Here is a 22,322-nt window from a genome sequence, read left to right as displayed (position 1 = left end):
TCCCGCCGAAGTCGGCGAACATCTCCATCACGCTGCCGGCCCGCGGCGAGTTCGCGCTCATCCTCGCCACGATGGCCGCGGGCGCGGGGCTGGACGAACGGCTCTCCCCGTTCATCGCCGGCTGTGTCCTGGTCCTCACCGTCCTCGCACCACTGGCCGCCGGGCGGTCCCGCTGGCCGGCCCGGGTCCTGCCGGGGTCCTTACGGCCTGTCGCGGGGGAGGCCGTGAGAAACGGTTCAGTGGCGGCGGGACAGGAGCAGCAACGCCCGGTCGTCGTTGACGTCCTTCGCACACGCCTCGATCAGATGCCAGGCCGCGCCCTCGAAGCCGGTGACGACATAGCGGTCCGCCTCACCGGTCAGCCGGTCGATACCATCCGCGATGTCCCGGTCGGACGCCTCCACCAAGCCGTCCGTGAACAGCATCAGGACATCACCGGGGGCCAGCGAGCCCTTCACCGCGTCGAACTGCGCCCCGTCGTACACCCCGAGCAGCGGGCCCTCCGCGGCCATCTCCTCCCAGTGACCGCTTCCCGCGTGCAGCTGCAGGGCGGGCGGGTGGCCCGCGGAGAGGAGCTCGTAGTCACCCGATTCGAGGTCCAGCACCAGGTGGATCGAGGTGGCGAAGCCCTCGTCCCAGTCCTGACGGAGCAGATAGCCGTTGGCCGCGGGCAGGAAGCCGTGCGGCGGCAGTGAGCCGAGGAGACCGCCGAAGGCACCGGACAGCAGCAGGGCGCGGGAGCCCGCGTCCATGCCCTTGCCGGACACGTCGGTGAGGACGACCTCCAGGGTGCGGCCGCCGTTGGTGCGGGCCGCGACGACGAAGTCGCCGGAGAACGACTGGCCACCCGCGGGGCGCAGCGCCATTTCCCGGTGCCAGCCCTGCGGCAGGCGTGGCAGGGCGCTCTGCACCCGGATGCGTTCGCGCAGGTCGAAGAGCATGGTGCCGCCGCGTCGCCAGGGGACTCCGACCCTGGCCCGGAACTGGGCGAGGATCAGACCGAGGAAGCCGCAGGCCGCGACAACCAGGACGGTGCCGGGGGTGACATGGGCCGCCCCCTGTCCGTACGGGCCGAGCGCGATGGACTCCACGATCAGGGCCGCGGCAGCGGTCGCGTACAGCCCCAGCAGACTGGCCGGCCGCAGCAGCAGACCGCCCGCGACGATCGGCAGCACGAGCGCGGCCGGGGCGCACCACACCGCGTTCAGCAGCGTGCCGCAGGTGATCGTCGGGATGGTGAGCAGCAGTCCGGCCAGAGCGATCCAGTCGGAGCCGTCACCACGGAAGTAGTCCACCCCGGATTTGCGCAGCGCGATGCGTGCCCGGTGCGCCGATTTCCGCAATCGGGCCGGGTACGAGTCTGCTCTTGCGCGACGGGCCATTGCTCGGACCTTATCCACCCGGGCGCCTCCGGTGCAGGGGGACCCCTGTGACAATGCGTTCGAAAACGGGTCGCCCGTCTGCTGTACCCCTGGTAGGCATGGCATATGACTACTGAGTTGCGGGTGCTGCGTCCGTCCGAATGGAACGAGTGGTTCGAGAGTCTGGAACTCGCCTTCGGCGGAGTCGCCGAGGCTCCGGAGGAACGCGAACTCTGGAACGCGCTGACCGAGCACGAGCGGTCGATCGGTATCTGGGACGGCTCGGACGTGGTCGGTACGGCGGGTGCGTTCAGCTTCCGGCTGGCCGTACCGGGCGGGGCGCTGGTGCCTGCGGCAGGGGTGACGATGGTGAGCGTCGCGGCCACGCACCGCAGGCGCGGACTACTGACCTCGATGATGCGGCGCCAGCTCGACGACGTGCGGGCCCTGGGTGAACCGCTCGCCGTGCTGGCGGCTTCGGAGCCCGCGATCTACGGCCGGTTCGGGTACGGAGCGGCCACGAAGCAGATGTCGCTGGAGATCGACACGGACCGGGTAGGGCTGACGGTGCCGGACGGCACGGACGGGATCCGCCTGCGGTACGCGAAGCCGGACGAGGCGCTCGCCACGATCGAGGGCGTGTACGAGCAGCTGGTGGCAGGGCGGCCGGGCGCACCGGCGCGCGGTCCCGGCTGGGAGCGGCAGGCGACGCTCGACCCGGAGAGTGCGCGGCAGGGGGCGTCGCCGCTGCAGTGCGTGCTGGCGGAACGGGACGGTGGGGTGGTCGGGTACGCGACCTTCCGTAACAAGCCGGCCTGGGACGGTGGGGTCCCCAGGGGCCGGATCGTGGCGGAGGATGTGTCGGCCCTCGACCCGGCGGCGTACGCGGCGCTCTGGCGGTTCCTCTTCGAGATCGACCTGACGTCGACGGTCGAGGCACGGAACCGGCCGGTCGACGATGCCCTCCTGCATCTCGTCTCGGACGTCCGGCGGTGCAACATCAAGGTGCGCGACGGGCTGTACGTACGGCTGGTGGAACTGGGCGCGGCGCTGGAGGCGCGGGCGTACCGGGCACCGGTGGACGTGGTGTTCGAGGTGACGGACGCGTTCTGCCCCTGGAACGAGGGGCGTTGGCGACTGGCGGCCGACGCGAAGGGGGGAGCGTCGTGCAAGCGGACGGACGACCCCGCGGATCTGGCGCTTTCGGTGCGGGAGTTGGGGGCGGCGTACCTGGGCGGCACATCGGTGGTCTCGCTGGCGCGGGCGGGCCGGGTACGGGAGTTGCGGGCGGGGGCGGTCGACGAGGCCTCGCTGGCGTTCTCCTCGGCGGTGGAGCCGTGGCTGCCGCGGGGGTTCTAGCGGCGCGGCCGGCAATGTTTGCCCCGTGAGGAGCGTCGTCCAGTGCGAGCCGGCGTGCTGGGCGGTGCGACGGGGCAGAGCGTGCCGGGAGGGGCGCCAGGACAGGACCTAGTGCGGCTGGCAGGCGGGGCACCAGAAGAGGTTGCGGGCTGCCAGGTCCGCCGTGCGGACCTCCGTGCCGCAGATGTGGCACGGCTGGTGCGTCCGGCGGTACACGTACACCTCGCCCCCGTGGTCGTCCACCCGCGGCGCGCGGCCCATCGCCTCGGGAAGGTGCTCGGGGCGGACCGTGTCGATGCGGTTGTTCCGCACACCCTCGCGCATCAGCATCACCAGGTCGTCCCACATCGCGTCCCACTCCGCACGGGTGAGGTCCTTGCCCGGCCGGTACGGGTCGATGCCGTGGCGGAAGAGGACCTCGGCGCGGTAGACGTTGCCGACGCCCGCGATGACCTTCTGGTCCATCAGCAGGGCGGCGACGGTGATGCGGCTGCGCGAGATCCGCTGCCAGGCGCGTTCACCGTCCTCGTCGGTCCGTAGCGGGTCCGGGCCCAGCCGGTCGTGTATCGCGCGCTTCTCGGGTTCTGTGATCAGGGCGCAGGTGGCCGGACCGCGCAGATCCGCGTGGTGTTCGTCGTTGGCCAGGCGCAGGCGGACCGTGTCGGTGGGCGGCGGTACCGGTGCCGTACCGAAGTGGAGCTTGCCGAACAGTCCCAGGTGGATGTGGACCCAGCCGAAGTCCTCGAAACCGAGGAACAGGTGCTTGCCGTGCGCGTCGACGCCGGTGAACGCACGGCCGTCGAGGAGCGCCGCGCTGTCCGAGAACCTGCCCTGCGGGCTGCTCACCCGCACCGGCCCGCCCACGAACCGGTCGCGATGGTCCGCGGCCAGGCGGTGGATCGTGTGTCCCTCGGGCACGGCGGTGGCTCTCCTCGGTCGGGTGGGGACATGGCTGTGCCGCCGGGCGGGCCGGCGGCACAGGGGGTTGTGGGGCGGTCAGCCCTGCTGCGGGTGGTGGGCGGGGATCGGGGGAAGCTCGCCCGTCGTCTCGTACGCCGTCAGCATCTCAATGCGACGGGTGTGACGCTCCTCACCGGAATACGGCGTGGCGAGGAAGATCTCGACGAACTTCGTCGACTCCTCCACCGTGTGCATCCGGCCACCGATGGCCACCACGTTGGCGTTGTTGTGCTCGCGGCCGAGCGCGGCGGTCTGCTCGCTCCAGGCGAGTGCGGCGCGTACGCCCTTCACCTTGTTGGCGGCGATCTGCTCACCGTTGCCGGAGCCGCCGATCACGATGCCGAGGCTGCCCGCGTCCGCGGCCGTCCTCTCGGCGGCGCGGAGGCAGAACGGCGGGTAGTCGTCCTGGGCGTCGTAGATGTGGGGGCCACAGTCGACGGCTTCGTGGCCCTGGGCCGTGAGCCACTCGACGAGGTGGTTCTTGAGTTCGAAGCCGGCATGGTCTGAGCCGAGGTACACGCGCATGTTCCGAGTGTGGCATGGGCGGCGCCGGGTAGCCGTCATCGGGGTCAGGACCCTCCGGGCCCGCCGGAGCTGCGGAGTCCTTGTGCGGGGTGCGTGGGCAATCTCACTCAACAATCCGGCCACCAATCCGGAAGAGGGGGTTCCGCTTCCGAGGTTCCACGGGCTTCAATGCTGAGACTCCCTCCACACCACCGTGCAGCGGCACAGCCACGGAACTGAGTGATATCCAAAACGTAAGGATTCGATCCATGACCCAGACGACTCTGGCAGGGCCGGGCCACCAGCCCGGCGAGCCGGACCGGGCGGACAAGCCGGGCTCCTCCGACGGGCTCCAGGCCGGTCTCAAGAATCGGCACCTCTCGATGATCGCCATCGGCGGGGTGATCGGCGCCGGCCTCTTCGTGGGCTCCGGCGCAGGTATCGCCGCCGCGGGACCCGCCATCCTCCTGTCGTACGCGCTGGTCGGCCTCATGGTCGTCTTCGTGATGCGGATGCTCGGCGAGATGGCCGCGGCCCGTCCGAGCTCGGGCTCCTTCTCCGCATACGCCGACCAGGCCCTCGGCCGCTGGGCCGGCTTCTCGATCGGCTGGCTGTACTGGTTCTTCTGGGTCGTGGTGCTCGCCGTCGAAGCCACGGCGGGTGCCAAGATCCTGGAGGGCTGGGTGCCGGGCGTCCCGCAGTGGGCGTGGGCGCTGATCGTGATGGTCGTGCTCACCGCGACGAACCTGGTCTCGGTCGCTTCGTACGGAGAGTTCGAGTTCTGGTTCGCCGGGATCAAGGTCGTGGCGATCGGCGCGTTCGTCGTCGTCGGGCTGCTCGCCGTCTTCGGGGTGCTGCCCGGTTCGGACAACCCTGGCGCGGGGCTCGCGCATCTCACGGACAGCGGCGGGTTCTTCCCCAAGGGGCCGGGCGCCGTTCTCACCGGTGTGCTGATGGTCGTCTTCTCGTTCATGGGCAGCGAGATCGTGACGCTGGCGGCCGGCGAGTCGGAGAACCCGCAGCGCGCCGTCCAGAAGGCCACCAACAGCGTGATCTGGCGGATCGCCGTCTTCTACCTGGGCTCGATCTTCATCGTGCTGACGCTGCTGCCGTGGAACGACGCGTCGATCCTCAAGGACGGCAGCTATGTCGCCGCACTGAACTCGATCGGTATCCCGCACGCCGGCCAGGTGATGGACGTCATCGTGCTGACGGCCGTGCTGTCCTGCCTCAACTCCGGCCTCTACACGGCCTCGCGGATGGCGTTCTCGCTCGGCGGCCGCGGTGACGCGCCGAAGGCGTTCGCCCGGACGAACAAGCGGGGCGTGCCGCAGACGGCCATCCTGTCCTCCGTCGTCTTCGGCTTCGTCGCCGTGTTCTTCAACTACCAGTGGCCGGACACGGTCTTCCAGTTCCTGCTGAACTCGTCCGGTGCGGTCGCCCTGTTCGTCTGGCTGGTCATCTGCTTCACCCAGCTGCGCATGCGGGGCATCATCCTGCGCGAGTCGCCGGAGAAGCTGGTCGTACGGATGTGGCTCTTCCCGTATCTGACCTGGGCGACCATCGCGATGATCTCGTTCGTGCTGGTCTACATGCTCACCGACGACAGCGGCCGTCAGCAGGTGCTGCTCTCGCTGCTCGTCGCAGCGGTCGTGGTGGCGATCTCGCTGGTACGTGAGGTCCGGCAGCGCAGGAGCGGAGCGGTCACGGCGGCCGCGTCCGCCGACGCCTGACCGACCCGTCCCTACCTGACGGCCGATGTCAGGTATACCGGGGAGGCTCTCACCGGGGGATCGGAGAGCCTCCCCATGAACGACCAGTTGCCCGCCCAGCCCTTTCCGCCCCGGCAACCCCGGATACCCGGAGGAACCGGCGCGGCTTCCAGACCGGTTTCACGCTCCGGCCCGGACCTCGTCGGCGCCACCGATGCCGACGAGGTCCGGGCCGCTGTCGTGTACGCCGCCGCCCGCGGACTGCCTGCCGCCGTCCAGGCCACCGGGCACGGTCTGGCCGGCGCCGCCGAAGGCGGGGCGCTGATCAGTACACGCCGGATGGACGACGTACGCGTCCACGCCGCCGCCGGGACCGCCCGGATCGGGGCGGGGGCGCGCTGGGGCCAGATCGTCGAGGCCGCCGCCGCGCACGGCCTCGCCCCGCTGAACGGCTCCGCGCCGAGCGTCGGCACCGTCTCGTACACGCTGGGCGGCGGCGGGATTCCACGACGAGCGGACGCGGAAGAGGCTCGCCGGTGTGGTGGTCGCAGTACGACCCGGCGAGCCTCTTCGGAGGGGTTTACGAGGGCGAGCAGCCCGGTCAGCCGCGGCGGCCGACGAGCTTCCAGGCAGCGGGCAGCGCGCCCATCGCCAGGGCCGCCTTCAGCGCGTCACCGAGCAGGAACGGCACCAGGCCCGCCGCGATCGCGGCGCTCGCCGACATCCCCGTGGAGAGTGCCAGGTACGGGACACCGACCGCGTAGATGATCGCGGAGCCGAGCACCATCGTGCCCGCCGTGCGCAGCACCGAGCGGTCGCCGCCGCGGCGGGCGAGGCCGCCGACCACGGTGGCGGCGAGCAGCATGCCGAGGACGTAACCGAACGAGGCACCGCCCGCGCCGGAGCTGCCGCCCGCGAACCACGGCATGCCCGCCATGCCGACGAGCGCGTACACGGCCAGGGAGAGGAAGCCGCGGCGGGCGCCGAGGGCGGTGCCGACGAGGAGCGCGGCGAAGGTCTGGCCGGTGACGGGGACCGGGGAGCCGGGGACCGGGACGGCGATCTGGGCGGCGATGCCGGTGAGTGCGGCGCCGCCGACCACCAGGGCCGTGTCGACGGCGTAGCGGTGCCGGGCTGCGGGCAGCAGGTCGGCGAGGACCGCTCCGGTACGGACGGGGGCGGCGGCAGCAGTGCTCATCGGGACTCCGCGGTGGTGAGGGCAGGTGGGGACAGACTGAGGCTGACGTTAGCCCACGGGTTAACGCTCGATCACCATCAGCCGCCCACAAAGCGGCGCTTGGCGGTTTGGTGGGGTTCGCACAAAGGCCGATGAGCAATCACGCGACGGCGTGATGCTTGTCACTGAGGTGAGGGCGGCGGAGGGGACTGTCCGCCGGGCGGGGTCTTGCAGCATGAGACTGTAGGTTCCCCATAAGAGGGTCCCCCCCCCCAGCTACCGGACCCGCTGAATGATCCGAGAGTGATCCGCACCCCATGCACGACGCCCCTCCCCCCACGGAGCCCAGGCAGCCGGAACCGCTGGCGCACGGGCTGAAACAGCGCCATCTGACGATGCTCGGACTGGGCGGGGTGATCGGCGCCGGGCTCTTCGTGGGTTCGGGCGCCGGGATCGCCGTGGCGGGCCCGGCCATCGTCGTGTCGTATCTGATCGCGGGCACCCTCGCGATGCTGGTGATGCGGATGCTCGGCGAGATGTCGGCCGCGATGCCCGCCTCCGGTTCGTTCTCCGTCCATGCGGAGCGGGCGCTCGGCCGGTGGGCCGGGTTCAGTGTGGGCTGGCTCTACTGGTTCCTGCTGGTGATCGTCCTCGCCGTGGAGGCGACCGCTGCCGCGACGATCGCCCATGGCTGGGTGCCGGCCGTGGCCCAGTGGGCCTGGGTGCTGGTGTTCATGGTGGTGTTCACCCTCGCCAATCTGACCGCGGTGAAGAACTTCGGCGAGTTCGAGTTCTGGTTCGCCGCGCTCAAGGTCGCCGCGATCGTGATCTTCCTCGTGCTCGGGCTGCTGGCCATTTTCGGTCTGCTCCCGGACACGGATCCGGTCGGACTGACCAACCTGACCGGCCAGGGCGGTTTCCTGCCGAACGGCTGGGCCGGGGTCGTGTCCGGTGTCCTGACCGTCGTCTTCGCGTTCGGCGGACTGGAGGTCCTGACGATCGCGGCGGCCGAGACCGACGATCCGGCGCGCGCGGTGGGACGCGCCGTGCGCAGCGCGGTCGTGCGCATCCTCTTCTTCTACGTCGGGTCGATGCTGGTGATCGTGACGGTGCTGCCGTGGACCGCGCAGCAGGCCGGGCTGAGCCCGTACGTCAAGGTCCTGGACGCGATCGGGGTGCCGTCGGCCGGGCAGATCATGAACATCGTGGTGTTCGTGGCGCTGCTCTCCGCGCTGAACGCCAATCTCTACGGCTCGTCCCGGATGATCTTCTCGCTGGCCGAGCGCGGCGAGGGGCCGCGCGGGCTGCTCAAGGTGTCGGGCGGCCAAGGCGGCGACGGCGAGGGCGGAGTGCCCCGGCGGGCGGTGCTCGCCTCGGTCGCCTTCGGCTTCGTCTCCGTACTCCTCAATCTGAAGTGGCCCGACTCCGTCTTCCTCTATCTGCTCAACTCGGTCGGCGCGGTGCTGCTGTTCGTATGGGGGCTGATCGCCGCGTCCCAACTGCGGCTGCGCCGCCGTATCGAACGTGAGGCGCCCGAGGCCCTGACGCTGCGGATGTGGTTCTTCCCCTGGCTGACCTGGCTGACCCTGGTCGCGCTGGTGGCCGTGCTCGTGCTGATGCTGACCGATGACGTGGCGCGGCCGCAGGTGCTGTGGTCGGCGGGGGCGACCGGCCTGATGCTGCTCGTGGCGCTGGCGCGGGAGGTGCGGGACCGGCGCCGGGGCTGACAGGACGGAGCCGTCGCGGGTACGTACGCGCGTGTGCACCATGGGTGAGCCCGGTGCCCGTACGGCGCGGTGATCCTGGTCGTCTGGATCTTCATCGCGGCCTCGCAGCTGGTGCTGCGCACCCGGCTGGAGCGCGAGGCGCCCGAGAAGCTGGTGGTACGGATGTGGCTGTTCCCGGTGGGGACGGTGCTGGCGCTGCTGGCCATGGCCGGCATCTTCCTGCTGATGCTGGGCCGGCCCGAAACGCGTGACCAGCTGCTGGCGACCGGTCTGCTGACCGCCGTACTCATCGTGATCGGTGTCGTACGACAGCGGCGGGCCGCGGCCGTCAAGGGCTGACGTCCGGTGCGCACGGCACATTGAGAGAGAGCAGCGCGCCGCCCTCCTCCCCCAGCCGCACCTCGCTCACCGCCGCGTTCCGCAGCTGCGGAAAGACGCGGCGGTAGGCGCCGAGCGGGATCGACAGCAGTTCGCACAGCACCAGCCGCAGCAGCGTGTTGTGCGCGACGACGAGGACCCGCTGCCCCGGATGGCCGCCCGCGATCCGGCGCAGCGCCATCGTTCCCCGGGCCGCCGCCACGCGCGGGTCCTCGGCCCCGGGAAAGGCGTTGACCACCGGGTCGGCCCGGAACGCCTCCGCCCGTTCCGGGTCCTCGGCGGCGAACTCGGCGAGGGTGCGCCCCTCCACCGTCCCGAAGTCGCACTCCCGCAGATCGGGTTCGCGTCCGGGTACGAGGTCGAGCGCCCAGCAGGCGGGTTCGGCGGTCTCGATGGCACGGGTGGCGGTCGACGTCCAGATCGCGTCGACCCGGTGGCGGAACGCCCACTGCGCCAGCTGTTCGGCCTGGTCGCGCCCCTCGTCGGTGAGGGCGACGTCACTGACCCCGGCGTAGCGGTTCTCGGCATGCCACACGGTCTGTCCATGCCGGGCGAGGAACAAGGCGGTCGGGCTGGTGGTCATCGGCTCTCCGTTCGCGACCGGGTGTGGGCTGCGAGCCCTCCGGACAGCCGGCCCCGCCGTTCCGGTTCGTCCACCAGCTTGAGGTAGGGCTCCGTGTGGCGGGCGGTGCGCGCCGCGTCGGGGCGCAGGACCTGCCGGATTCCGACCATGTGGCCCGCGGGTGGCGTCCCCGCACCGCACACCCCCTTCCTCCTGCTAGCCTGCATTTGCATATAGGTTGCAATAACAACAGGAAAGCAGCTGGAGGGTTCGCCCCATGGCCACGTACACGCTCCCGGAACTCCCGTACGACTACGCGGCGCTCGAACCGGTCATCAACCCGCAGATCATCGAGCTCCACCACGACAAGCACCACGCCGCCTACGTCAAGGGCGCCAACGACACCCTGGAGCAGCTGGAGGAGGCGCGCGCCAAGGAGGCCTGGGGGGCGATCAACGGCCTGCAGAAGAACCTTGCGTTCCACCTCTCCGGCCACATCCTGCACTCGATCTACTGGCACAACATGAGCGGTGACGGCGGCGGCGAGCCCCTCGCGGCGGACGGTGTCGGTGACCTCGCGGACGCGATCACGGAGTCGTTCGGGTCTTTCGCCGGCTTCAAGTCCCAGCTGACGAAGGCTTCGGCCACCACGCAGGGCTCCGGCTGGGGCGTCCTCGCGTACGAGCCGGTCAGCGGAAAGCTGATCGTCGAGCAGATTTACGACCACCAGGGCAATGTCGGCCAGGGCTCCGTCCCGATCCTGGCCTTCGACGCCTGGGAGCACGCCTTCTACTTGCAGTACAAGAACCAGAAGGTCGACTTCATCGAGGCCATGTGGCGTGTCGTCAACTGGCAGGACGTGGCGAAGCGTTACGCGGCCGCCAAGGAGCGCGCCGACGTGCTGCTGCTCGCCCCCTGACGGAGAGGCGCATGAACGTCCTCCCTCGTGATCGTCTTCTCAACCTTCACCGGGCAGGCGGATGAAGGGGGACCCTCGCCTGGACGTGACAGGTGAGGGTCCTTCTGCTTGTTGCGCGCGAGGGAGAGGAGTCAAGAGACGGGGGCATGCCTCAGCAGAGTGCTCAGTACCAGCTCGGCATGCGTCCAGAGCACCGCCCCGCCCGCATCCGGCACCAGATGCCGGACCGCGCCCGGGATGCGCGAGGCCAGTTCGGCGCCCTGGTCGGGCGAGTGACCGGTGTCCTTCTCCCCGTACCAGAGGTCCACCGGTACGCCGATGTCCGACAGTTCGATCCCCCAGTGGCCCATGGCCAGGACGGTGTCCCGGGCATAGCCGTCGCCACCCTGCGCGAAGGCTTCGCCGAGCGCTCGCCGGTAAGCGGCCACGAACGCGGGCTGCTGATAGACGGCGAGGTCGCACTCGGGACTGCCGGACATGACCATGTCCCACATCGCCTGCGCGGTGAACCCGGCGAAGACCTTCTCGGCGGCGGCCGGGTCGGACACCGCCAGGTCGACGAGGCGCCGCAGTTCACCCGGCAGCGCGTCGGCGAAACACGGCGCGGCGATCTCGTCCGCGCCGGACACCACCGCGAGCGCGCCGACCACACCGGCAGCGGCGCATCCGAGGGCGAAGGGCGCCCCCTGCGAGTTGCCGACCATCAGGGGCCGGCCCAGGCCGCGCAGGGCGGCGAACGCGCGGATGTCGTCGGCGAAGTCCCTGAAGGTACGGCCGGGCCGGGGCGAGGAGGCACCCAGTCCCGGGCGGTCGAGCGAGATCAACCGCACGCCGAGGCCGTCCACCGTCTCGCCGCCGAACCCGAGATGCCTGCTGGTGGCCGCCCCCGGCGACAGCAGCACCGGCACCCCGTCCACCGGCCCCCACTCGGCCCAGCCCAGCCGCCTCCCTCCCGACAGCCGTTCCGTACCGATACGAACCGGGTCAGTCACGTGCAAACTCATGCGCCTCATCCTGACGGGTCCCGTCACCCGCGTCGAAGGAGTTTTCGCCCGCCCCTCGACTACCGGCCGCCGGTGACGAGCGCAATCATCAGCCCGTCGTATCCCTTGCTGCCGACGGTCTGCAAAGCGGTCGCGGTCAACGTCGGCTCGGCTGCGACGAGTTCGGTGAAGCGGCGTACCCCCTGCACTTTCGGGTCGCCGCTGGCACCGTCGACCACGTCTCCGTCGCGTACGACGTTGTCGGCGGCGATCAGGCTGCCGGGCCGGGTCAGCTTCAGCGACCAAGCCAGAAGTAAGTTCCCAAAAGGAACTCACATCATGTGAGGTGAGTGCGATGATGGGCGCCATGACTTCCGTTCCCGCCGACCCCACCGTTCTGCACCCGATGCCCGGCCAGCCCCGGGTCGTCCAACTGAAGCCCCTGGTGAAGTCCGAACTGATCGAGGTCGGGGACTACTCGTACTACGACGACCCCGACGACGCGACCGCGTTCGAGACCCGCAACGTGCTGTACCACTACGGCCCGGAGAAGCTCGTCATCGGGAAGTTCTGCGCGCTGGGAACGGGGGTGCGGTTCATCATGAACGGCGCCAACCACCGGATGGACGGCCCGTCCACGTTCCCTTTCCCCACCATGGGCGGCTCCTGGGCCGAGCACTTCGACCTGCTGACCGGCCTGCCGGGCCGGGGCGACACGGTCGTCGGCAACGACGTCTGGTTCGGCTACAACTCCATGGTGATGCCGGGCGTACGGATCGGGCACGGCGCGATCATCGGCGCCGGAGCGGTCGTCACCGGTGACGTACCCGACTACGGCATCGTCGGCGGCAATCCGGCCCAGCTGATCCGCACCCGGTACGACGAGGAGACCATCGCCCGGCTCCTGGCCGTCGCCTGGTGGGACTGGCCCACCGAGCACCTCACCCGACACATCCGCACCATCATGTCCGGCAGCGTCGACGACCTCGAAGCGGCTGCCCCGGAGGGGACATCGTGACGATCGCCGTTCGAGAACTCACTTACTACCCGGTCAAGGGCTGCGCCGGTACCACGGTCGATTCCGCACAGGTCCTCGGGACCGGCCTCGAACACGACCGGACGTTCATGGTGGTGGACGCGGCGGACGGCGCCTTCCGTAGCCAGCGCACGCATTCCTCGATGGCCGCGATCAGGGTCGAAGTCCTGGAAGCCGGGGCGGCGTTGGCGCTGTCCGCCGAGGGCGTCGAACCGCTCCGCCTGAAGGTCGACCGGGACGGCCCGCGCCGCGAGGTCAGTATGTTCGACCGCCCGCTCGGCGCGGCCGCCGACCAGGGGGACGAGGTCGCGGAATGGTTCTCCGACGCGCTCGGAGCGAAGTCCCGCCTGGTACGGGTGGCGCCCGGCTTCGACCGGGACGGCTGGGGCGAGACCCCTGGCAAGGTCAACTTCGCCGACGCCCACGCGGTGCTGGTCGCCTCGACGGCCTCCCTGGACGGCCTCAACGCCCGCATCGCCACCCGGGGCGACGCCGCGCCCGTCCCGATGGACCGCTTCCGCGCCAACATCGTCCTGACCGGCAACGACGAACCGCACTTCGAGGACCGGGTACGCCGGATGATCCTCGGTTCCGTGGAACTCGCCTATTCGGTACGGGCGATGCGGTGCAACGTCCCGCTCGTCGACCAGCGCACGGGCCGCCGCGCGGGTCCGGAACCGGTCCGGACCCTTGCGACGTACCGGCGCGAGCCGGAGTACAAGAACAAGGTGAGCTTCGGCGCGAAGAACGCCGTGGTCTGCGAGGGCACGGTGAACGTCGGGGACGTGGTCGAGGTCGCCGAGTGGCTCGGCGCGTGAGGCCCCGGACGTCACCGCACCGCGCGATGGCCGTCCGGCACGACCGGGTGATCACCTCGGCCGGGGTCTCCTCCGGCATCGACATGGCCGTCCGGCTGGCCGCCCTGCTCACCGGCGACGTGACCGCCCAGGCGATCCAGCTCTACACCGAGTACGACCCGCAACCTCCCTTCGACACCGGCTCGGTGGCCAAGGCCCCGGCCGAGGTCCTCGAACGGGCCCGCGCCCTGTGCTGAGTCGTTTCGTTCGGATCATCCGGCGGACCGGAGTCCGGGCGCCGTTCCTGTTCCCTTGTGGGTTACAGCGGATTCGGCCTCTTCGTAGTGAGAGGAGTGGGCCACCCGTCCCAGCAGACAGAGGGACGAAGAAAGCCAAACGGCGATTTTTGGTTTATCTCTGTAGCCAATCGACATATCAGCCTGTTTGGGTGACCCCTCCGAGCAGCAAGATTCCCCTCGCAAGGTTCGAGGTAAGGGGACAGGAAAATGGCTGACTGGAAGAACGTCTCCGGTGGTCTCACTTCGATCTCGGTCGGGTCCAGGACTCACGTCTGGGGTGTGAACTCCCTGGGCCAGATGTACCGGTACACGGGCCACGACTCCAACCCGTGGGTAGGCATCCCCGGCAACGCCGTCGACATCGGCGTGGCAGCGGACGGCACCGTATGGCACGTCAACTCAGCAGGCGGAATCTACCGGTACACCGGAGACCAGCCGAGCTGATCCGGAAGCCGACGGAGGTGGGCCCACGCGTGGTGCGCGTGGGCCCGCTCTCGTTCCCGCTGGGGACTGTCGCCCGGTGATCGGGTTGGCGGTCACCAACCGAGCGGCCCCGGGACGCCATGGGCCGGGAAAACGTGTATGCGTACGGGTTCCGCGCCGTGCAGGATGGCGTCGGAAAGCGAGGTGTCGTGGACGAGTTGGGGCGGTTCAGTCAGGCAGCGGTCGTATGGGCGGCCGGCGGAGCGGGGGCGGACGCGGCAGCCGCGGAGGCGCGGGAACTGGCCGGTGGTCTGCGTACGGTCGTGCTCGTCGAGGGAGGCAGCGACCAGGTCGCGATCGAAGCCCTGGCCACACGCCACGGCCGCGACCTGGGAGCGGAGGGCGTCGCGGTGGTACCGCTCGGCGGCGCGACGAGCATCGGGCGCTTCCTGGACGTGTGCGGCCCGCCGGGGCTCGGCCTCCCGCTGGCGGGTCTCTGCGACATCGGCGAGGAGCGGCACTTCCGGCGCCATCTGGAGCGGGTCGGGCTCGGGTCCGGTCTCACACACGCCGGGCTGGAGGCACTCGGGTTCCAGGTGTGCGTGGCCGACCTGGAGGACGAGCTGATCCGCGCGCTCGGCGCCGAGGGCGTACAGCAGGTCATCGAGGCCCAGGGCGAGATACGCCCCTTCCATACGTTCCAGGGCCAGCCGGCACAGCGGGAACGCCCCGTGGAACACCAGCTGCGCCGGTTCATGGGCACGCACAGCGGCCGCAAGGCGCTGTACGCGCAGGCGCTGGTCGCGCACCTGGACCTCAAGCGCGTCCCCCGGCCACTGGAGCGCCTCCTCACGGACGTCTAGCGCAGCCCGCCCGGCTCGCCGGGGTGCGTCAGCCCCCGAAGGCCCCGCCCTTCACCCCGTCGAGGAACGCGGCCCAGCCCTCGGGGGCGTAGAACTGGAGCCCGCCGCCAGGGTTCTTGCTGTCCCGGACGGCACGGCCGCCGTCGGCGGTGTGGGCTACCTCGACGCACTCGTTGGCCGACCCGCCGCCGGAGAACGACGACTTCACGAATGGGCTGACAACTTCCTGACTGCTCACGATTCCTCGTTCTCCGTGATGATGCCGTTCATGGTCTTCCGGATGAAGGTGAGACTCCGATCCGGCGTGAGAGCTGCGGACCGGAGCGCGTCGAAGGCGTGGACGTACCCCGCCATGTCTTCATGATCTTCCAGAATGACGCTGTTGACCAGCGTGTCCTGCACGATGGCCTCCGGCGAGGCTTCATGCGCGTAGGACAGTGCGACAAAGGCCGGCGCGACGCGTGCTGCCGCCCACTCGGTGTGGGGCAGCACCTGGAGCGTCACATTCGGCTGCTTGGCCATCCTGATGAGATGGGCAAGTTGATCGCGATGAACGTTCGCCGAGGGCATCGGGCCGGATATGGCCGGCTCCCAGATGACTGCGGCAAACCGCGCACCCGACTCCTCGAAGACCCGACGCCGCTCCTGCCGCACTTTCACGATCTCATCGGCCGCTTCGCTGCTGAGCACTTCGGGGTTGGCCTCGGTCAATGCCCGGGTGTAGTCCGGCGTCTGGAGCAGGCCGGGAATGAAGACCGGTTGCCAGGCACGGATGTACGTGGCGTCCGTCTCCAGTGAGAGGAAGTCGCCCAGTCGGTCGAGTGCGGGCGACTGGAACGGGAAGTTCAACCACCAACCACGCTTGTTGCTGTCACGGGCCAGCTTCTCCAGCCTCTTGCGCTCTGCCGCGTCCTCGACCTCGTACAGGTCGAGCAGCACACGCACATCGCCCACACGCGCACTGACCGTCCCGGACTCGATACGACTGATCTTGGCCGTTGAGCACGCCACCGCCTCGGCAGCATGTTCCTGGTCCAGGAGCGCGTTCAAGCGCAGGCGCTTCAGCGCCGCCCCCAACCGGCGGCTGCGCACCGTGGGCTTCCCACCTGCGGGCATACGTCCCCCTCACTCTCCAAGCCAGTGTGCCTACTAACTGTTCGCAGACGCTAGCGACTTGACCCTCACGAGTGAATGCAAGCTTGCATCTACGACTCGCTTGCCTTTCGTCAGAACTCACCTCTAGCGTGGCTTGCGTCACACCGCGTCGCGAAATGGGCGCACTCCGTGACCGCTAATCCGCCTGCCCACCCACGACCTTGGGGGACCCATGTCCGGGCGCACGCACATCAAGAGATTCCGGGCCCGCAGGGACTCCGTCCCCGCCGCCCGACGCCACGTCGAGAGCATCCTGACCGAGTGGAGACTCGGCGGGCTCATCGACGAAACAACCCTCCTCGCCAGCGAGTTGAGCACCAATGTGGTCAACCACGCCAAGGGCACCGGCGACTACTTCGAGCTGGGCTTACGCCGTCGCAACGGAACGCTCGTACTGGAGGTCTCCGACTCGTACCAGTGGCGGATGCCCGAACTCCGCACCCCCACCCTCGACGACCTCTCCGGCCGGGGCCTGGTCATCGTGGACGCGGTCGCGGCGAAGTGGGGCGTACGGCCGCGCGACCCCGGCAAAACCGTCTGGGTCCATCTGACCATCGGTCAAACGGAGTTGACGTGAGGCGGCCCCTCAGGACCGCCTGGCGGTGCGAGGTCACCGCCGACGGACTGCTCGTACGGGCCGAGCACACCGCCACTCCCCCGCAGGCGCTGATCTGGATGCGGGTCTCCGTAAGGACCCTGCTCTCCGCGTTCGACGCGGAGGACCACGACCGTACCTTCCGCTGGCTCGACCACGGGCAGTGGGAGGCCGTCATACGGCTCAGGGCCGGCGAGCCGTACGCCTACACCGCTCGCGCGGGCGAACGCGTCGTCGACTGGTCCGCGCGCCCCGTGTCGGTCCTGCCCGTGGCCACGGTCATCGCGGTTCCGCGTCGATGGACTCCGCGATGTGGGACATGACGGACCAGATGATCGCCTTCCGGCAGTTGCTCAGGCCCTTGTCCTCGATGTACAGGGTGTTGTCCATGCCGACCCGTAGTTCTCCCGGCGGCCGTCCGCCTTGAGTTTGAGGCCCTCCATGCGACGTCGCAGGTGGGGAACGGTGATGGCGACACTGTTGGCGTCCACGGTCAGGCGGGTGACCTCGTCCCACGGGATCTCGTCGGCGGCGCCCTTGACGTACAGGTACGTATCGCCGAGCTCGAAGTGGTCGTACTGCACCTTGCCGCCCTCGGTGGCCAGTTCGCGCACGTCGTGCCGCACACGCGCCTCGACGACGCGGTCGATGATGCCCGCGAACACCGGTGTCAGGTTTCCCGGGGAGCGCAAGAACGTACGCAGGAGGCCCGCGCCGACGTCGGTCAGGAAGTAGTTGCCGGACAGTTCGCGGCACCGGTGGAGCGCAGCATGTCGGTGCGAACGCCCTGGGGGCAGACCGCGCGCACCCGGATGCCGCGGTGCCGGTAGGTGATCGACAGCTACTGGCACGGAGGACGTCACGCGCACGGCAAGCAGCGGGGTGGGGCTGCCTCCACCCCCCTGGTGGACCTAGCCCCACCTCGGATCCGGGAGTGGGGCGGATGGATCACCACCGGGCCGCTCGCCATGCTGGAAGCCATGACACGACCAACGCGAAAGCAGAACAGGCTCCTGGTCTCCGCGGCCCTGTGCACCAGCGCACTGGTGGTGGCCGCCGCCCCGGTCCAGGCGATGGGGCCGGCACCGACGCACGCCCCCGCCACCACCTCCGTGGCTCACCTCCGCGGCCCGGCCACCCTCGGCGATCCGCAGGAGAAGGACGCGGTGCACGCCATCGAGCGCGCCGCGCATCCGCTGCTGTCCACCGAACCCACCGGCGGCTTCCGCGATCTGCGCCCGTTCGGGCGGATGGTGGGGAACGCCACCATCGTGGGCATCGGCGAGGCCACCCACAGTTCACACGAGTTCTTCTCCTTCAAGCACCGCGCGTTCCGCTATCTGGTCCAGGAGAAGGGCTTCCGCACCTTCGCGCTGGAGGCGCCCTGGAGCACCGGTCAGCGACTCAACGACTATGTGCGGTACGGCAAGGGCGACCCGCGGCAGATCATGCGGGACGAGTTCCGCAACTCCTACCAGGTCTGGCAGAACCAGGAATACCTGCGGCTGATCGAGTGGATGCGCTCGTGGAACGTGGCGCACCCCGGCGACCCGGTGCAGTTCATGGGCAATGACTTCGGCTACGCCGGGCCCGACCTGTACGACCGGGTGACCTCGTACGTCGGACAGCGCTTCCCCGCACTACTGCCCCGGTTCACCGCTCTGTACCAGGGGCTGCGCCCGACCACCGACGTGGACACCTATGTCCACGCCTATCTGGCCAAGCCGATCGCCGAGCGGAAGGAGATGGCGCAGCGCACCGGGCAGGCGCTGGCACTGTTGCAGGTCCAACGGCCGGGAGGCGGGAAGGCCGAGCAGGAGGCGTACACCTGGGCGGTGCAGCGTGCTCGGGCCATCGACCAGACCGCCACCGGGTACAGCTACGACTTCACCAAGCCCACCCAGGGCGCCGCGGCCATGCGCTACCGCGACCAGGTGATGGCGGACAACACGGTGTGGTGGCAGCGGCACACCGGGGACCGGGTGCTGCTCTCCGCGCACAACGCCCATGTCGCCTGCGACACCTACTCCCCGAAGGAGTACCCGAGGATGCAGGGCGCGTTCATCCGCGACGAGATCGGCTCGTCCTATCTGAGCGTGGGGTTCACCTTCGACCAGGGCTCGTTCAACGCCGACGGGCCGAACGGCGCGCTGACCCGGTACACCGTCGGTCCCGCCGAGCGGGGCAGCAACGAGCGCACCCTGGACGCGGTGCGCTACCGGGACTACATGGTGGACCTGCGCACCGCGCCGGCAGCGGCCCGCAACTGGCTGGCGGTCGCCCGGCCGACCCGCAGCATCGGCACCTCGTACCCGGATCACGCGGTGTACCCCGTCTCGCTGCTGCCCTCGCACGATGTGCTCATCCATCTGCACCGGATCAACGCGGCCAGTCCGCTGGACCACTGAGCTCGGCGCTCTGGTGGCGGGCGTGCTCGCGGCGCAGGCCGCCCAGAGCAGATTCAAACGTGGTGATGGATATGCGCCGTATCGACATCGACGACCTGGACGTCGACATGGACGGCGCTCAGCGAGTGCTCTACCGAGGAGAACTCTTCACCGGGGAAGTGGCCGAATACCAGGGCGAACACCTGATCAGCCCCTCAACCGCCCTGCTGCGCCGCCACCAGCACGTCGCCCGCCTCCGTGCGGAAGTACAGGACGGACCGGCCGGCTCTGCGGCGGTCTGCCAGGCCCGCGTCGAGGAGGATCTTGAGGTGGCGGCCTACCGAGCCGAGGGCCTGGTCGGTCAGGGCCACCAGTTGGGTGGTGCTCTTCGGGGCGGCGAGGAGGACGAGGACGGCTGCTCGTGCGGGGCCGAGGAGGCGGGACAGGCTGTCCGGGACCCGGGCTCGGTCCGCGTCGGCCAGGGCGCCGGAGCAGGGGTAGACGAGTGCGTAGCGCCCGGCTGCGTCGTCCCAGGAGGCCCAGCCCGAGCGCTGGGTGACCGGGACGAACAGCAGCCGTACGCCGGAGAGTTGCTTCGGGGGATAGTCGTGCGCGTTGATCTGGAGCCGGCTCCCGCCCAGCCACCGCATCCCCGGGCACAGACCGCCCAGGGCGGCCGCCCAGCCGCCCTGGCTCAGCTGGCCGGTCCGCGCGACGATGTCCGCCTCGATGATCCGGCGGCGGCGCGGCCAGTCCGTCAGGACCGTGTGCAGCCAGACCCATTGCAGGACGTCTGCGGCCCGCCGGGCCAGGTCGTCGCGGTCCAGGAGCGGCGGTAGGGGGCCGCCGCCGAGCGCGACCGTCAGGTCCGCCCGGGCGCGCTCGGAGGTGGCCGCCCGGACGGGGGCCAGCTCCTCCTCGAAGGTCGGGGCGCCCTCGCCCGTCGGCGTCGGGGTGATGAAGTCCGCGCTCCAGCTGCCGCCGAGCCCCGCCGGTACGAGAAGGGCCGCGACCGGGTCGGCGGCCTGCCGGGCGCGGTAGGCGGGCAGATGGGCGTCGAGCCAGGCCCGTTCACCGGGGTGCTCGGGCCGGCCCCGCTCCAGGGAGTTCAGGGCGGAGACGGTCTCGGCGAGGGGTGAGACGACGAACCGGCTCCCCGCGAGCGTGTCCGTGTCGATCTGCCACATGCCCATGACGTTTCGCCTCCGCGCGAAACTGTAACGGCCGCCCCGGACCGCCGCCGAGACTCCCCGGATGCGCACCTACCGGGACCTCTTCCGTACGCCACAGTTCGGTCCGCTCTTCGCGACCAGCGCCGTCCAGGTCGCCGCGTCGACGACGAGCGGGCTGGCCCTCGGCACCCTCGTCTACGCCGCGACCGACTCGCCGCTGCTCGCCGCCCTGTCCATGTTCGGCTCCTCGCTCGCCCAGATGATCGGGGCGACCCTGCTGATGTCGGCGGCGGACCGGCTGCCGCCCCGGGCCGCGACGACCGGTCTGGCGCTCGCCTTCGGACTGGCCACCGCCGTCCTCGCCGTCCCCGGGCTCCCGCTGCCGGTGGTCTTCGCGATCATCCTGGCCCAGGGGGTGGTCGCGGCCGTGGGCGGCGGTGTGCGGTACGGGCTGCTCAACGAGGTGCTGCCCAAGGACGGTTATCTGCTGGGGCGTTCCGTACTGAACATGTGCTCGGGCCTGATGCAGATCGGCGGGTTCGCGCTCGGCGGGCTCCTGGTGGCGACGCTCTCCGCGCGCGGCACGCTGCTGGTCGCCGCCGCCCTGTACCTGACAGGTGCGGCCGTCGCCCGGTTCGGGCTGGTGCGCAGGGCGCCGCGCGCCTCCGGGCGGCCGTCGGCCGCCGAGACCTGGCGGGTCAACGCCCTGCTGTGGTCCTCGGGCCCGCGCCGCCGGGTCTATCTCGCGCTCTGGGTGCCGAACGGGCTGATCGTCGGCTGCGAGTCGCTCTTCGTCCCGTACGCCCCCGAGCAGGCCGGGCTCCTCTTCGCCTTCGCCGCGCTGGGGATGCTCATCGGGGACACCGTGGCGGGCCGGTTCTTCGCGCGGCAGTGGCGGGGGCGGCTGGCCACTCCCCTGCAACTGCTCCTGGCCGCCCCGTATCTGCTCTTCGCCACGCACCCGGCGCTTCCCCTGGCGCTCGCCCTGACGGTGCTCGCCTCGGTCGGGTTCTCGGCGAGTCTGCTGTTCCAGGAGCAGCTGATGGCCCTGGTCCCGGACGAGTTCACCGGCCAGGCGCTCGGCCTGCACTCCTCCGGGATGCTCACCATGCAGGGCGTCGCGGCGGCGCTGGCCGGCACCGTCGCCCAGTGGACCTCCCCCACGACGGCGATGACCGTGATGGCGGCGGCCTCGATCGCGGTCACCCTGGCCCTGACCGCGGCCGGGCACCGGGCCGCGGGAGCGGTGGACGAGGACGGTGCGGGGCCGGACGGCTGCCCGGACCCGCACCGCACCCGGCAGGTCAGTCGAAGATCGGGCCCTGGGTCCGCGTCCGCTTGATCTCGTAGAAGCCGGGGATCGACGCCACCATCAGCGTGCCGTCCCACAGCTTCGCCGCCTCCTCGCCCTTCGGGGCGGGGGTGACGACCGGGCCGAAGAAGGCGATCTGCTCGCCGTCCGAGCCCGGGACGGCGATGACCGGGGTGCCGACGTCCTGGCCGACCTTGTCGATGCCCTCCTTGTGGGAGGCGCGCAGCTCGGCGTCGTACGCGTCCGAGTCCGCGAAGTCCGCCAGCTCGGCCGGCAGGCCGACGTCCCCCAGCGCTCCCACGATCGCCTCACGGGTGGGATCCTCGCCCTGGTTGTGGAAGCGGGTGCCGAGCGCGGTGTACAGCGGGCCGACGATGTCGTCACCGTGCTTCTGCTGGGCGGCGATGACGACGCGGACCGGGCCCCACGCCTTCTCCAGCAGGTCGCGGTACTCCTCCGGCAGCTCGTCGAGCTTGTCCTCGTTGAGGACGGCAAGGCTCATCACGTGCCAGCGGACCTCGACGTCGCGAACCTTCTCCACTTCCAGCATCCAGCGGGAGGTCATCCAGGCCCAGGGGCAGAGCGGGTCGAACCAGAAATCGGCGGGGGTCCTGCCGTTCACCGGGCTGTTCTCAGACATG

General features: G+C 70.2%; 25 protein-coding genes and 5 pseudogenes. 16 read left to right on the top strand and 14 right to left on the bottom strand.

Annotated elements, in window-relative coordinates:
- Window positions 1-2: 2 nt before the first annotated feature.
- Window positions 3-209 (top strand): annotated as a pseudogene (locus ACGFSA_RS03350) (cation/H(+) antiporter); the annotation flags it as partial.
- A 27-nt stretch (window positions 210-236) separates the two neighbouring features.
- Here ACGFSA_RS03350 and ACGFSA_RS03345 read toward each other — a convergent pair.
- Window positions 237-1,382, bottom strand: coding sequence for a PP2C family protein-serine/threonine phosphatase (locus ACGFSA_RS03345; protein ID WP_393298968.1), 1,146 nt, complete (start codon window positions 1,380-1,382; stop codon window positions 237-239).
- 105 nt (window positions 1,383-1,487) lie between these two features.
- On the opposite strand from ACGFSA_RS03345, the gene ACGFSA_RS03340 reads away from it, so the two are divergent.
- Window positions 1,488-2,720: a GNAT family N-acetyltransferase gene (locus ACGFSA_RS03340; RefSeq protein ID WP_393298965.1), complete on the top strand. Its 1,233-nt coding sequence runs from the start codon at window positions 1,488-1,490 to the stop codon at window positions 2,718-2,720.
- A gap of 108 nt (window positions 2,721-2,828) precedes the next feature.
- Here ACGFSA_RS03340 and ACGFSA_RS03335 read toward each other — a convergent pair whose 3' ends face one another.
- Window positions 2,829-3,638 carry an Fpg/Nei family DNA glycosylase gene (locus ACGFSA_RS03335; RefSeq protein ID WP_393298962.1) on the bottom strand — a complete coding sequence of 270 codons (810 nt, stop codon included), beginning with the start codon at window positions 3,636-3,638 and terminating at the stop codon, window positions 2,829-2,831.
- A gap of 78 nt (window positions 3,639-3,716) precedes the next feature.
- Complete coding sequence (locus ACGFSA_RS03330; protein WP_366692298.1) at window positions 3,717-4,205, bottom strand: ribose-5-phosphate isomerase; 489 nt, start codon at window positions 4,203-4,205, stop codon at window positions 3,717-3,719.
- Between the two features lie 248 nt (window positions 4,206-4,453).
- On the opposite strand from ACGFSA_RS03330, the gene ACGFSA_RS03325 reads away from it, so the two are divergent.
- Both ACGFSA_RS03325 and ACGFSA_RS03320 read left to right on the top strand, forming a co-directional pair.
- Complete coding sequence (locus ACGFSA_RS03325; RefSeq protein ID WP_393298958.1) at window positions 4,454-5,917, top strand: amino acid permease; 1,464 nt, start codon at window positions 4,454-4,456, stop codon at window positions 5,915-5,917.
- Between the two features lie 109 nt (window positions 5,918-6,026).
- Window positions 6,027-6,394 (top strand): annotated as a pseudogene (locus tag ACGFSA_RS03320) (FAD-binding protein); the annotation flags it as partial.
- Between the two features lie 103 nt (window positions 6,395-6,497).
- On the opposite strand, the gene ACGFSA_RS03315 reads toward ACGFSA_RS03320, so the two are convergent.
- Entirely contained in the window at window positions 6,498-7,094 is a 597-nt protein-coding gene (locus ACGFSA_RS03315) for a biotin transporter BioY (RefSeq protein WP_366132476.1), read from the bottom strand.
- 296 nt (window positions 7,095-7,390) lie between these two features.
- Here ACGFSA_RS03315 and ACGFSA_RS03310 point away from each other — a divergent pair, with 296 nt between their 5' ends.
- Window positions 7,391-8,800 carry an amino acid permease gene (locus ACGFSA_RS03310; protein WP_393298954.1) on the top strand — a complete coding sequence of 470 codons (1,410 nt, stop codon included), beginning with the start codon at window positions 7,391-7,393 and terminating at the stop codon, window positions 8,798-8,800.
- Window positions 8,801-8,863: 63 nt separating this feature from the next.
- Window positions 8,864-9,139 (top strand): annotated as a pseudogene (locus ACGFSA_RS03305) (amino acid transporter); the annotation flags it as partial.
- Here the strand turns inward: ACGFSA_RS03305 and ACGFSA_RS03300 are convergent.
- Window positions 9,129-9,761 (bottom strand): histidine phosphatase family protein, encoded by a 633-nt coding sequence (locus tag ACGFSA_RS03300; RefSeq protein ID WP_393298951.1) that lies wholly within the window; start codon window positions 9,759-9,761, stop codon window positions 9,129-9,131. The pseudogene ACGFSA_RS03305 and the gene ACGFSA_RS03300 sit on opposite strands and share 11 nt — an antisense overlap.
- Before the next feature lie 256 nt (window positions 9,762-10,017).
- On the opposite strand from ACGFSA_RS03300, the gene ACGFSA_RS03295 reads away from it, so the two are divergent.
- On the top strand, window positions 10,018-10,659 hold the full coding sequence (locus tag ACGFSA_RS03295) for a superoxide dismutase (protein WP_393298948.1): 642 nt from the start codon (window positions 10,018-10,020) through the stop codon (window positions 10,657-10,659).
- 131 nt (window positions 10,660-10,790) lie between these two features.
- Here ACGFSA_RS03295 and ACGFSA_RS03290 read toward each other — a convergent pair whose 3' ends face one another.
- Together ACGFSA_RS03290 and ACGFSA_RS03285 are read right to left on the bottom strand one after the other, a co-directional pair.
- Window positions 10,791-11,663, bottom strand: a complete 873-nt coding sequence (locus ACGFSA_RS03290; RefSeq protein ID WP_393298945.1) for an alpha/beta fold hydrolase — start codon at window positions 11,661-11,663, stop codon at window positions 10,791-10,793.
- 59 nt (window positions 11,664-11,722) lie between these two features.
- Window positions 11,723-11,953: pseudogene (locus ACGFSA_RS03285) on the bottom strand (methyltransferase); the annotation flags it as partial.
- Between the two features lie 56 nt (window positions 11,954-12,009).
- Here ACGFSA_RS03285 and ACGFSA_RS03280 point away from each other — a divergent pair.
- From ACGFSA_RS03280 to ACGFSA_RS03260, 5 genes are all read left to right on the top strand, one after another.
- Window positions 12,010-12,660: a CatB-related O-acetyltransferase gene (locus ACGFSA_RS03280; protein WP_393298942.1), complete on the top strand. Its 651-nt coding sequence runs from the start codon at window positions 12,010-12,012 to the stop codon at window positions 12,658-12,660.
- Entirely contained in the window at window positions 12,657-13,496 is an 840-nt protein-coding gene (locus tag ACGFSA_RS03275) for an MOSC domain-containing protein (RefSeq protein ID WP_393298939.1), read from the top strand. The genes ACGFSA_RS03280 and ACGFSA_RS03275 overlap by 4 nt, the downstream gene beginning before the upstream one ends.
- Window positions 13,497-13,522: 26 nt before the next feature.
- Window positions 13,523-13,732: a hypothetical protein gene (locus ACGFSA_RS03270; protein ID WP_393298936.1), complete on the top strand. Its 210-nt coding sequence runs from the start codon at window positions 13,523-13,525 to the stop codon at window positions 13,730-13,732.
- 249 nt (window positions 13,733-13,981) lie between these two features.
- Window positions 13,982-14,218 (top strand): tectonin domain-containing protein, encoded by a 237-nt coding sequence (locus ACGFSA_RS03265; RefSeq protein ID WP_393298934.1) that lies wholly within the window; start codon window positions 13,982-13,984, stop codon window positions 14,216-14,218.
- A 188-nt stretch (window positions 14,219-14,406) separates the two neighbouring features.
- The gene (locus ACGFSA_RS03260) at window positions 14,407-15,060 is read left to right on the top strand and encodes a TOPRIM nucleotidyl transferase/hydrolase domain-containing protein (protein WP_393298931.1); all 654 of its coding nucleotides are present in this window, start codon (window positions 14,407-14,409) and stop codon (window positions 15,058-15,060) included.
- 28 nt (window positions 15,061-15,088) lie between these two features.
- Here ACGFSA_RS03260 and ACGFSA_RS03255 read toward each other — a convergent pair whose 3' ends face one another.
- Both ACGFSA_RS03255 and ACGFSA_RS03250 read right to left on the bottom strand, forming a co-directional pair.
- The gene (locus tag ACGFSA_RS03255) at window positions 15,089-15,298 is read right to left on the bottom strand and encodes a DUF397 domain-containing protein (protein WP_393298929.1); all 210 of its coding nucleotides are present in this window, start codon (window positions 15,296-15,298) and stop codon (window positions 15,089-15,091) included.
- Complete coding sequence (locus ACGFSA_RS03250; RefSeq protein ID WP_393298926.1) at window positions 15,295-16,152, bottom strand: helix-turn-helix domain-containing protein; 858 nt, start codon at window positions 16,150-16,152, stop codon at window positions 15,295-15,297. The genes ACGFSA_RS03255 and ACGFSA_RS03250 overlap by 4 nt, the downstream gene beginning before the upstream one ends.
- Before the next feature lie 235 nt (window positions 16,153-16,387).
- Here ACGFSA_RS03250 and ACGFSA_RS03245 point away from each other — a divergent pair, with 235 nt between their 5' ends.
- Entirely contained in the window at window positions 16,388-16,792 is a 405-nt protein-coding gene (locus ACGFSA_RS03245; protein ID WP_393298923.1) for an ATP-binding protein, read from the top strand.
- Window positions 16,789-17,133 (top strand): hypothetical protein, encoded by a 345-nt coding sequence (locus tag ACGFSA_RS03240; RefSeq protein ID WP_393298920.1) that lies wholly within the window; start codon window positions 16,789-16,791, stop codon window positions 17,131-17,133. The genes ACGFSA_RS03245 and ACGFSA_RS03240 overlap by 4 nt, the downstream gene beginning before the upstream one ends.
- A 30-nt stretch (window positions 17,134-17,163) precedes the next feature.
- Here the strand turns inward: ACGFSA_RS03240 and ACGFSA_RS03235 are convergent, their stop codons facing one another.
- Both ACGFSA_RS03235 and ACGFSA_RS03230 read right to left on the bottom strand, forming a co-directional pair.
- Complete coding sequence (locus tag ACGFSA_RS03235; RefSeq protein WP_393298917.1) at window positions 17,164-17,475, bottom strand: hypothetical protein; 312 nt, start codon at window positions 17,473-17,475, stop codon at window positions 17,164-17,166.
- A gap of 83 nt (window positions 17,476-17,558) precedes the next feature.
- Window positions 17,559-17,651, bottom strand: a pseudogene (locus ACGFSA_RS03230) (dehydrogenase); the annotation flags it as partial.
- Between the two features lie 139 nt (window positions 17,652-17,790).
- Here ACGFSA_RS03230 and ACGFSA_RS03225 point away from each other — a divergent pair.
- A complete protein-coding gene (locus tag ACGFSA_RS03225; protein WP_393298914.1) occupies window positions 17,791-19,218 on the top strand; it encodes an erythromycin esterase family protein in 1,428 nt (475 codons plus the stop codon).
- A 53-nt stretch (window positions 19,219-19,271) separates the two neighbouring features.
- Here ACGFSA_RS03225 and ACGFSA_RS03220 read toward each other — a convergent pair whose 3' ends face one another.
- Both ACGFSA_RS03220 and ACGFSA_RS03215 read right to left on the bottom strand, forming a co-directional pair.
- Window positions 19,272-19,400 carry a hypothetical protein gene (locus ACGFSA_RS03220; RefSeq protein WP_393298911.1) on the bottom strand — a complete coding sequence of 43 codons (129 nt, stop codon included), beginning with the start codon at window positions 19,398-19,400 and terminating at the stop codon, window positions 19,272-19,274.
- Window positions 19,401-19,412: 12 nt separating this feature from the next.
- Window positions 19,413-20,390 (bottom strand): ArsR/SmtB family transcription factor, encoded by a 978-nt coding sequence (locus ACGFSA_RS03215; RefSeq protein ID WP_393298908.1) that lies wholly within the window; start codon window positions 20,388-20,390, stop codon window positions 19,413-19,415.
- Window positions 20,391-20,451: 61 nt separating this feature from the next.
- Between ACGFSA_RS03215 and ACGFSA_RS03210 the strand changes: the two genes are divergently transcribed.
- Window positions 20,452-21,711, top strand: a complete 1,260-nt coding sequence (locus tag ACGFSA_RS03210) for an MFS transporter (protein WP_393298905.1) — start codon at window positions 20,452-20,454, stop codon at window positions 21,709-21,711.
- On the opposite strand, the gene ACGFSA_RS03205 is transcribed toward ACGFSA_RS03210, so the two are convergent.
- Complete coding sequence (locus ACGFSA_RS03205) at window positions 21,674-22,321, bottom strand: DsbA family protein (protein ID WP_393298902.1); 648 nt, start codon at window positions 22,319-22,321, stop codon at window positions 21,674-21,676. The genes ACGFSA_RS03210 and ACGFSA_RS03205 overlap by 38 nt on opposite strands.
- Between the last annotated feature and the right edge of the window lies 1 nt (window position 22,322).

Origin of the sequence: Streptomyces sp. NPDC048496, assembly GCF_043200055.1 — a bacterium.
Taxonomy (GTDB): Bacteria; Actinomycetota; Actinomycetes; order Streptomycetales; family Streptomycetaceae; genus Streptomyces.
The sequence above is the reverse complement of the archived record's forward strand: the minus strand, read 5'-3'. Positions and strand labels throughout refer to the sequence as shown.

Excerpts from the sequence above, each read along its gene's own strand:
- ACGFSA_RS03290 (WP_393298945.1), bottom strand. The coding sequence starts at position 11,663 with ATGAGTTTGCACGTGACTGACCCGGTTCGTATCGGTACGGAACGGCTG.
- ACGFSA_RS03215 (WP_393298908.1), bottom strand. The coding sequence starts at position 20,390 with ATGGGCATGTGGCAGATCGACACGGACACGCTCGCGGGGAGCCGGTTC.
- ACGFSA_RS03295 (WP_393298948.1), top strand. The coding sequence starts at position 10,018 with ATGGCCACGTACACGCTCCCGGAACTCCCGTACGACTACGCGGCGCTC.
- ACGFSA_RS03245 (WP_393298923.1), top strand. The coding sequence starts at position 16,388 with ATGTCCGGGCGCACGCACATCAAGAGATTCCGGGCCCGCAGGGACTCC.
- ACGFSA_RS03325 (WP_393298958.1), top strand. The coding sequence starts at position 4,454 with ATGACCCAGACGACTCTGGCAGGGCCGGGCCACCAGCCCGGCGAGCCG.
- ACGFSA_RS03300 (WP_393298951.1), bottom strand. The coding sequence starts at position 9,761 with ATGACCACCAGCCCGACCGCCTTGTTCCTCGCCCGGCATGGACAGACC.
- ACGFSA_RS03270 (WP_393298936.1), top strand. The coding sequence starts at position 13,523 with ATGGCCGTCCGGCACGACCGGGTGATCACCTCGGCCGGGGTCTCCTCC.
- ACGFSA_RS03265 (WP_393298934.1), top strand. The coding sequence starts at position 13,982 with ATGGCTGACTGGAAGAACGTCTCCGGTGGTCTCACTTCGATCTCGGTC.
- ACGFSA_RS03315 (WP_366132476.1), bottom strand. The coding sequence starts at position 7,094 with ATGAGCACTGCTGCCGCCGCCCCCGTCCGTACCGGAGCGGTCCTCGCC.
- ACGFSA_RS03205 (WP_393298902.1), bottom strand. The coding sequence starts at position 22,321 with ATGTCTGAGAACAGCCCGGTGAACGGCAGGACCCCCGCCGATTTCTGG.
- ACGFSA_RS03225 (WP_393298914.1), top strand. The coding sequence starts at position 17,791 with ATGACACGACCAACGCGAAAGCAGAACAGGCTCCTGGTCTCCGCGGCC.
- ACGFSA_RS03210 (WP_393298905.1), top strand. The coding sequence starts at position 20,452 with ATGCGCACCTACCGGGACCTCTTCCGTACGCCACAGTTCGGTCCGCTC.
- ACGFSA_RS03310 (WP_393298954.1), top strand. The coding sequence starts at position 7,391 with ATGCACGACGCCCCTCCCCCCACGGAGCCCAGGCAGCCGGAACCGCTG.
- ACGFSA_RS03340 (WP_393298965.1), top strand. The coding sequence starts at position 1,488 with ATGACTACTGAGTTGCGGGTGCTGCGTCCGTCCGAATGGAACGAGTGG.
- ACGFSA_RS03345 (WP_393298968.1), bottom strand. The coding sequence starts at position 1,382 with ATGGCCCGTCGCGCAAGAGCAGACTCGTACCCGGCCCGATTGCGGAAA.
- ACGFSA_RS03280 (WP_393298942.1), top strand. The coding sequence starts at position 12,010 with ATGACTTCCGTTCCCGCCGACCCCACCGTTCTGCACCCGATGCCCGGC.
- ACGFSA_RS03330 (WP_366692298.1), bottom strand. The coding sequence starts at position 4,205 with ATGCGCGTGTACCTCGGCTCAGACCATGCCGGCTTCGAACTCAAGAAC.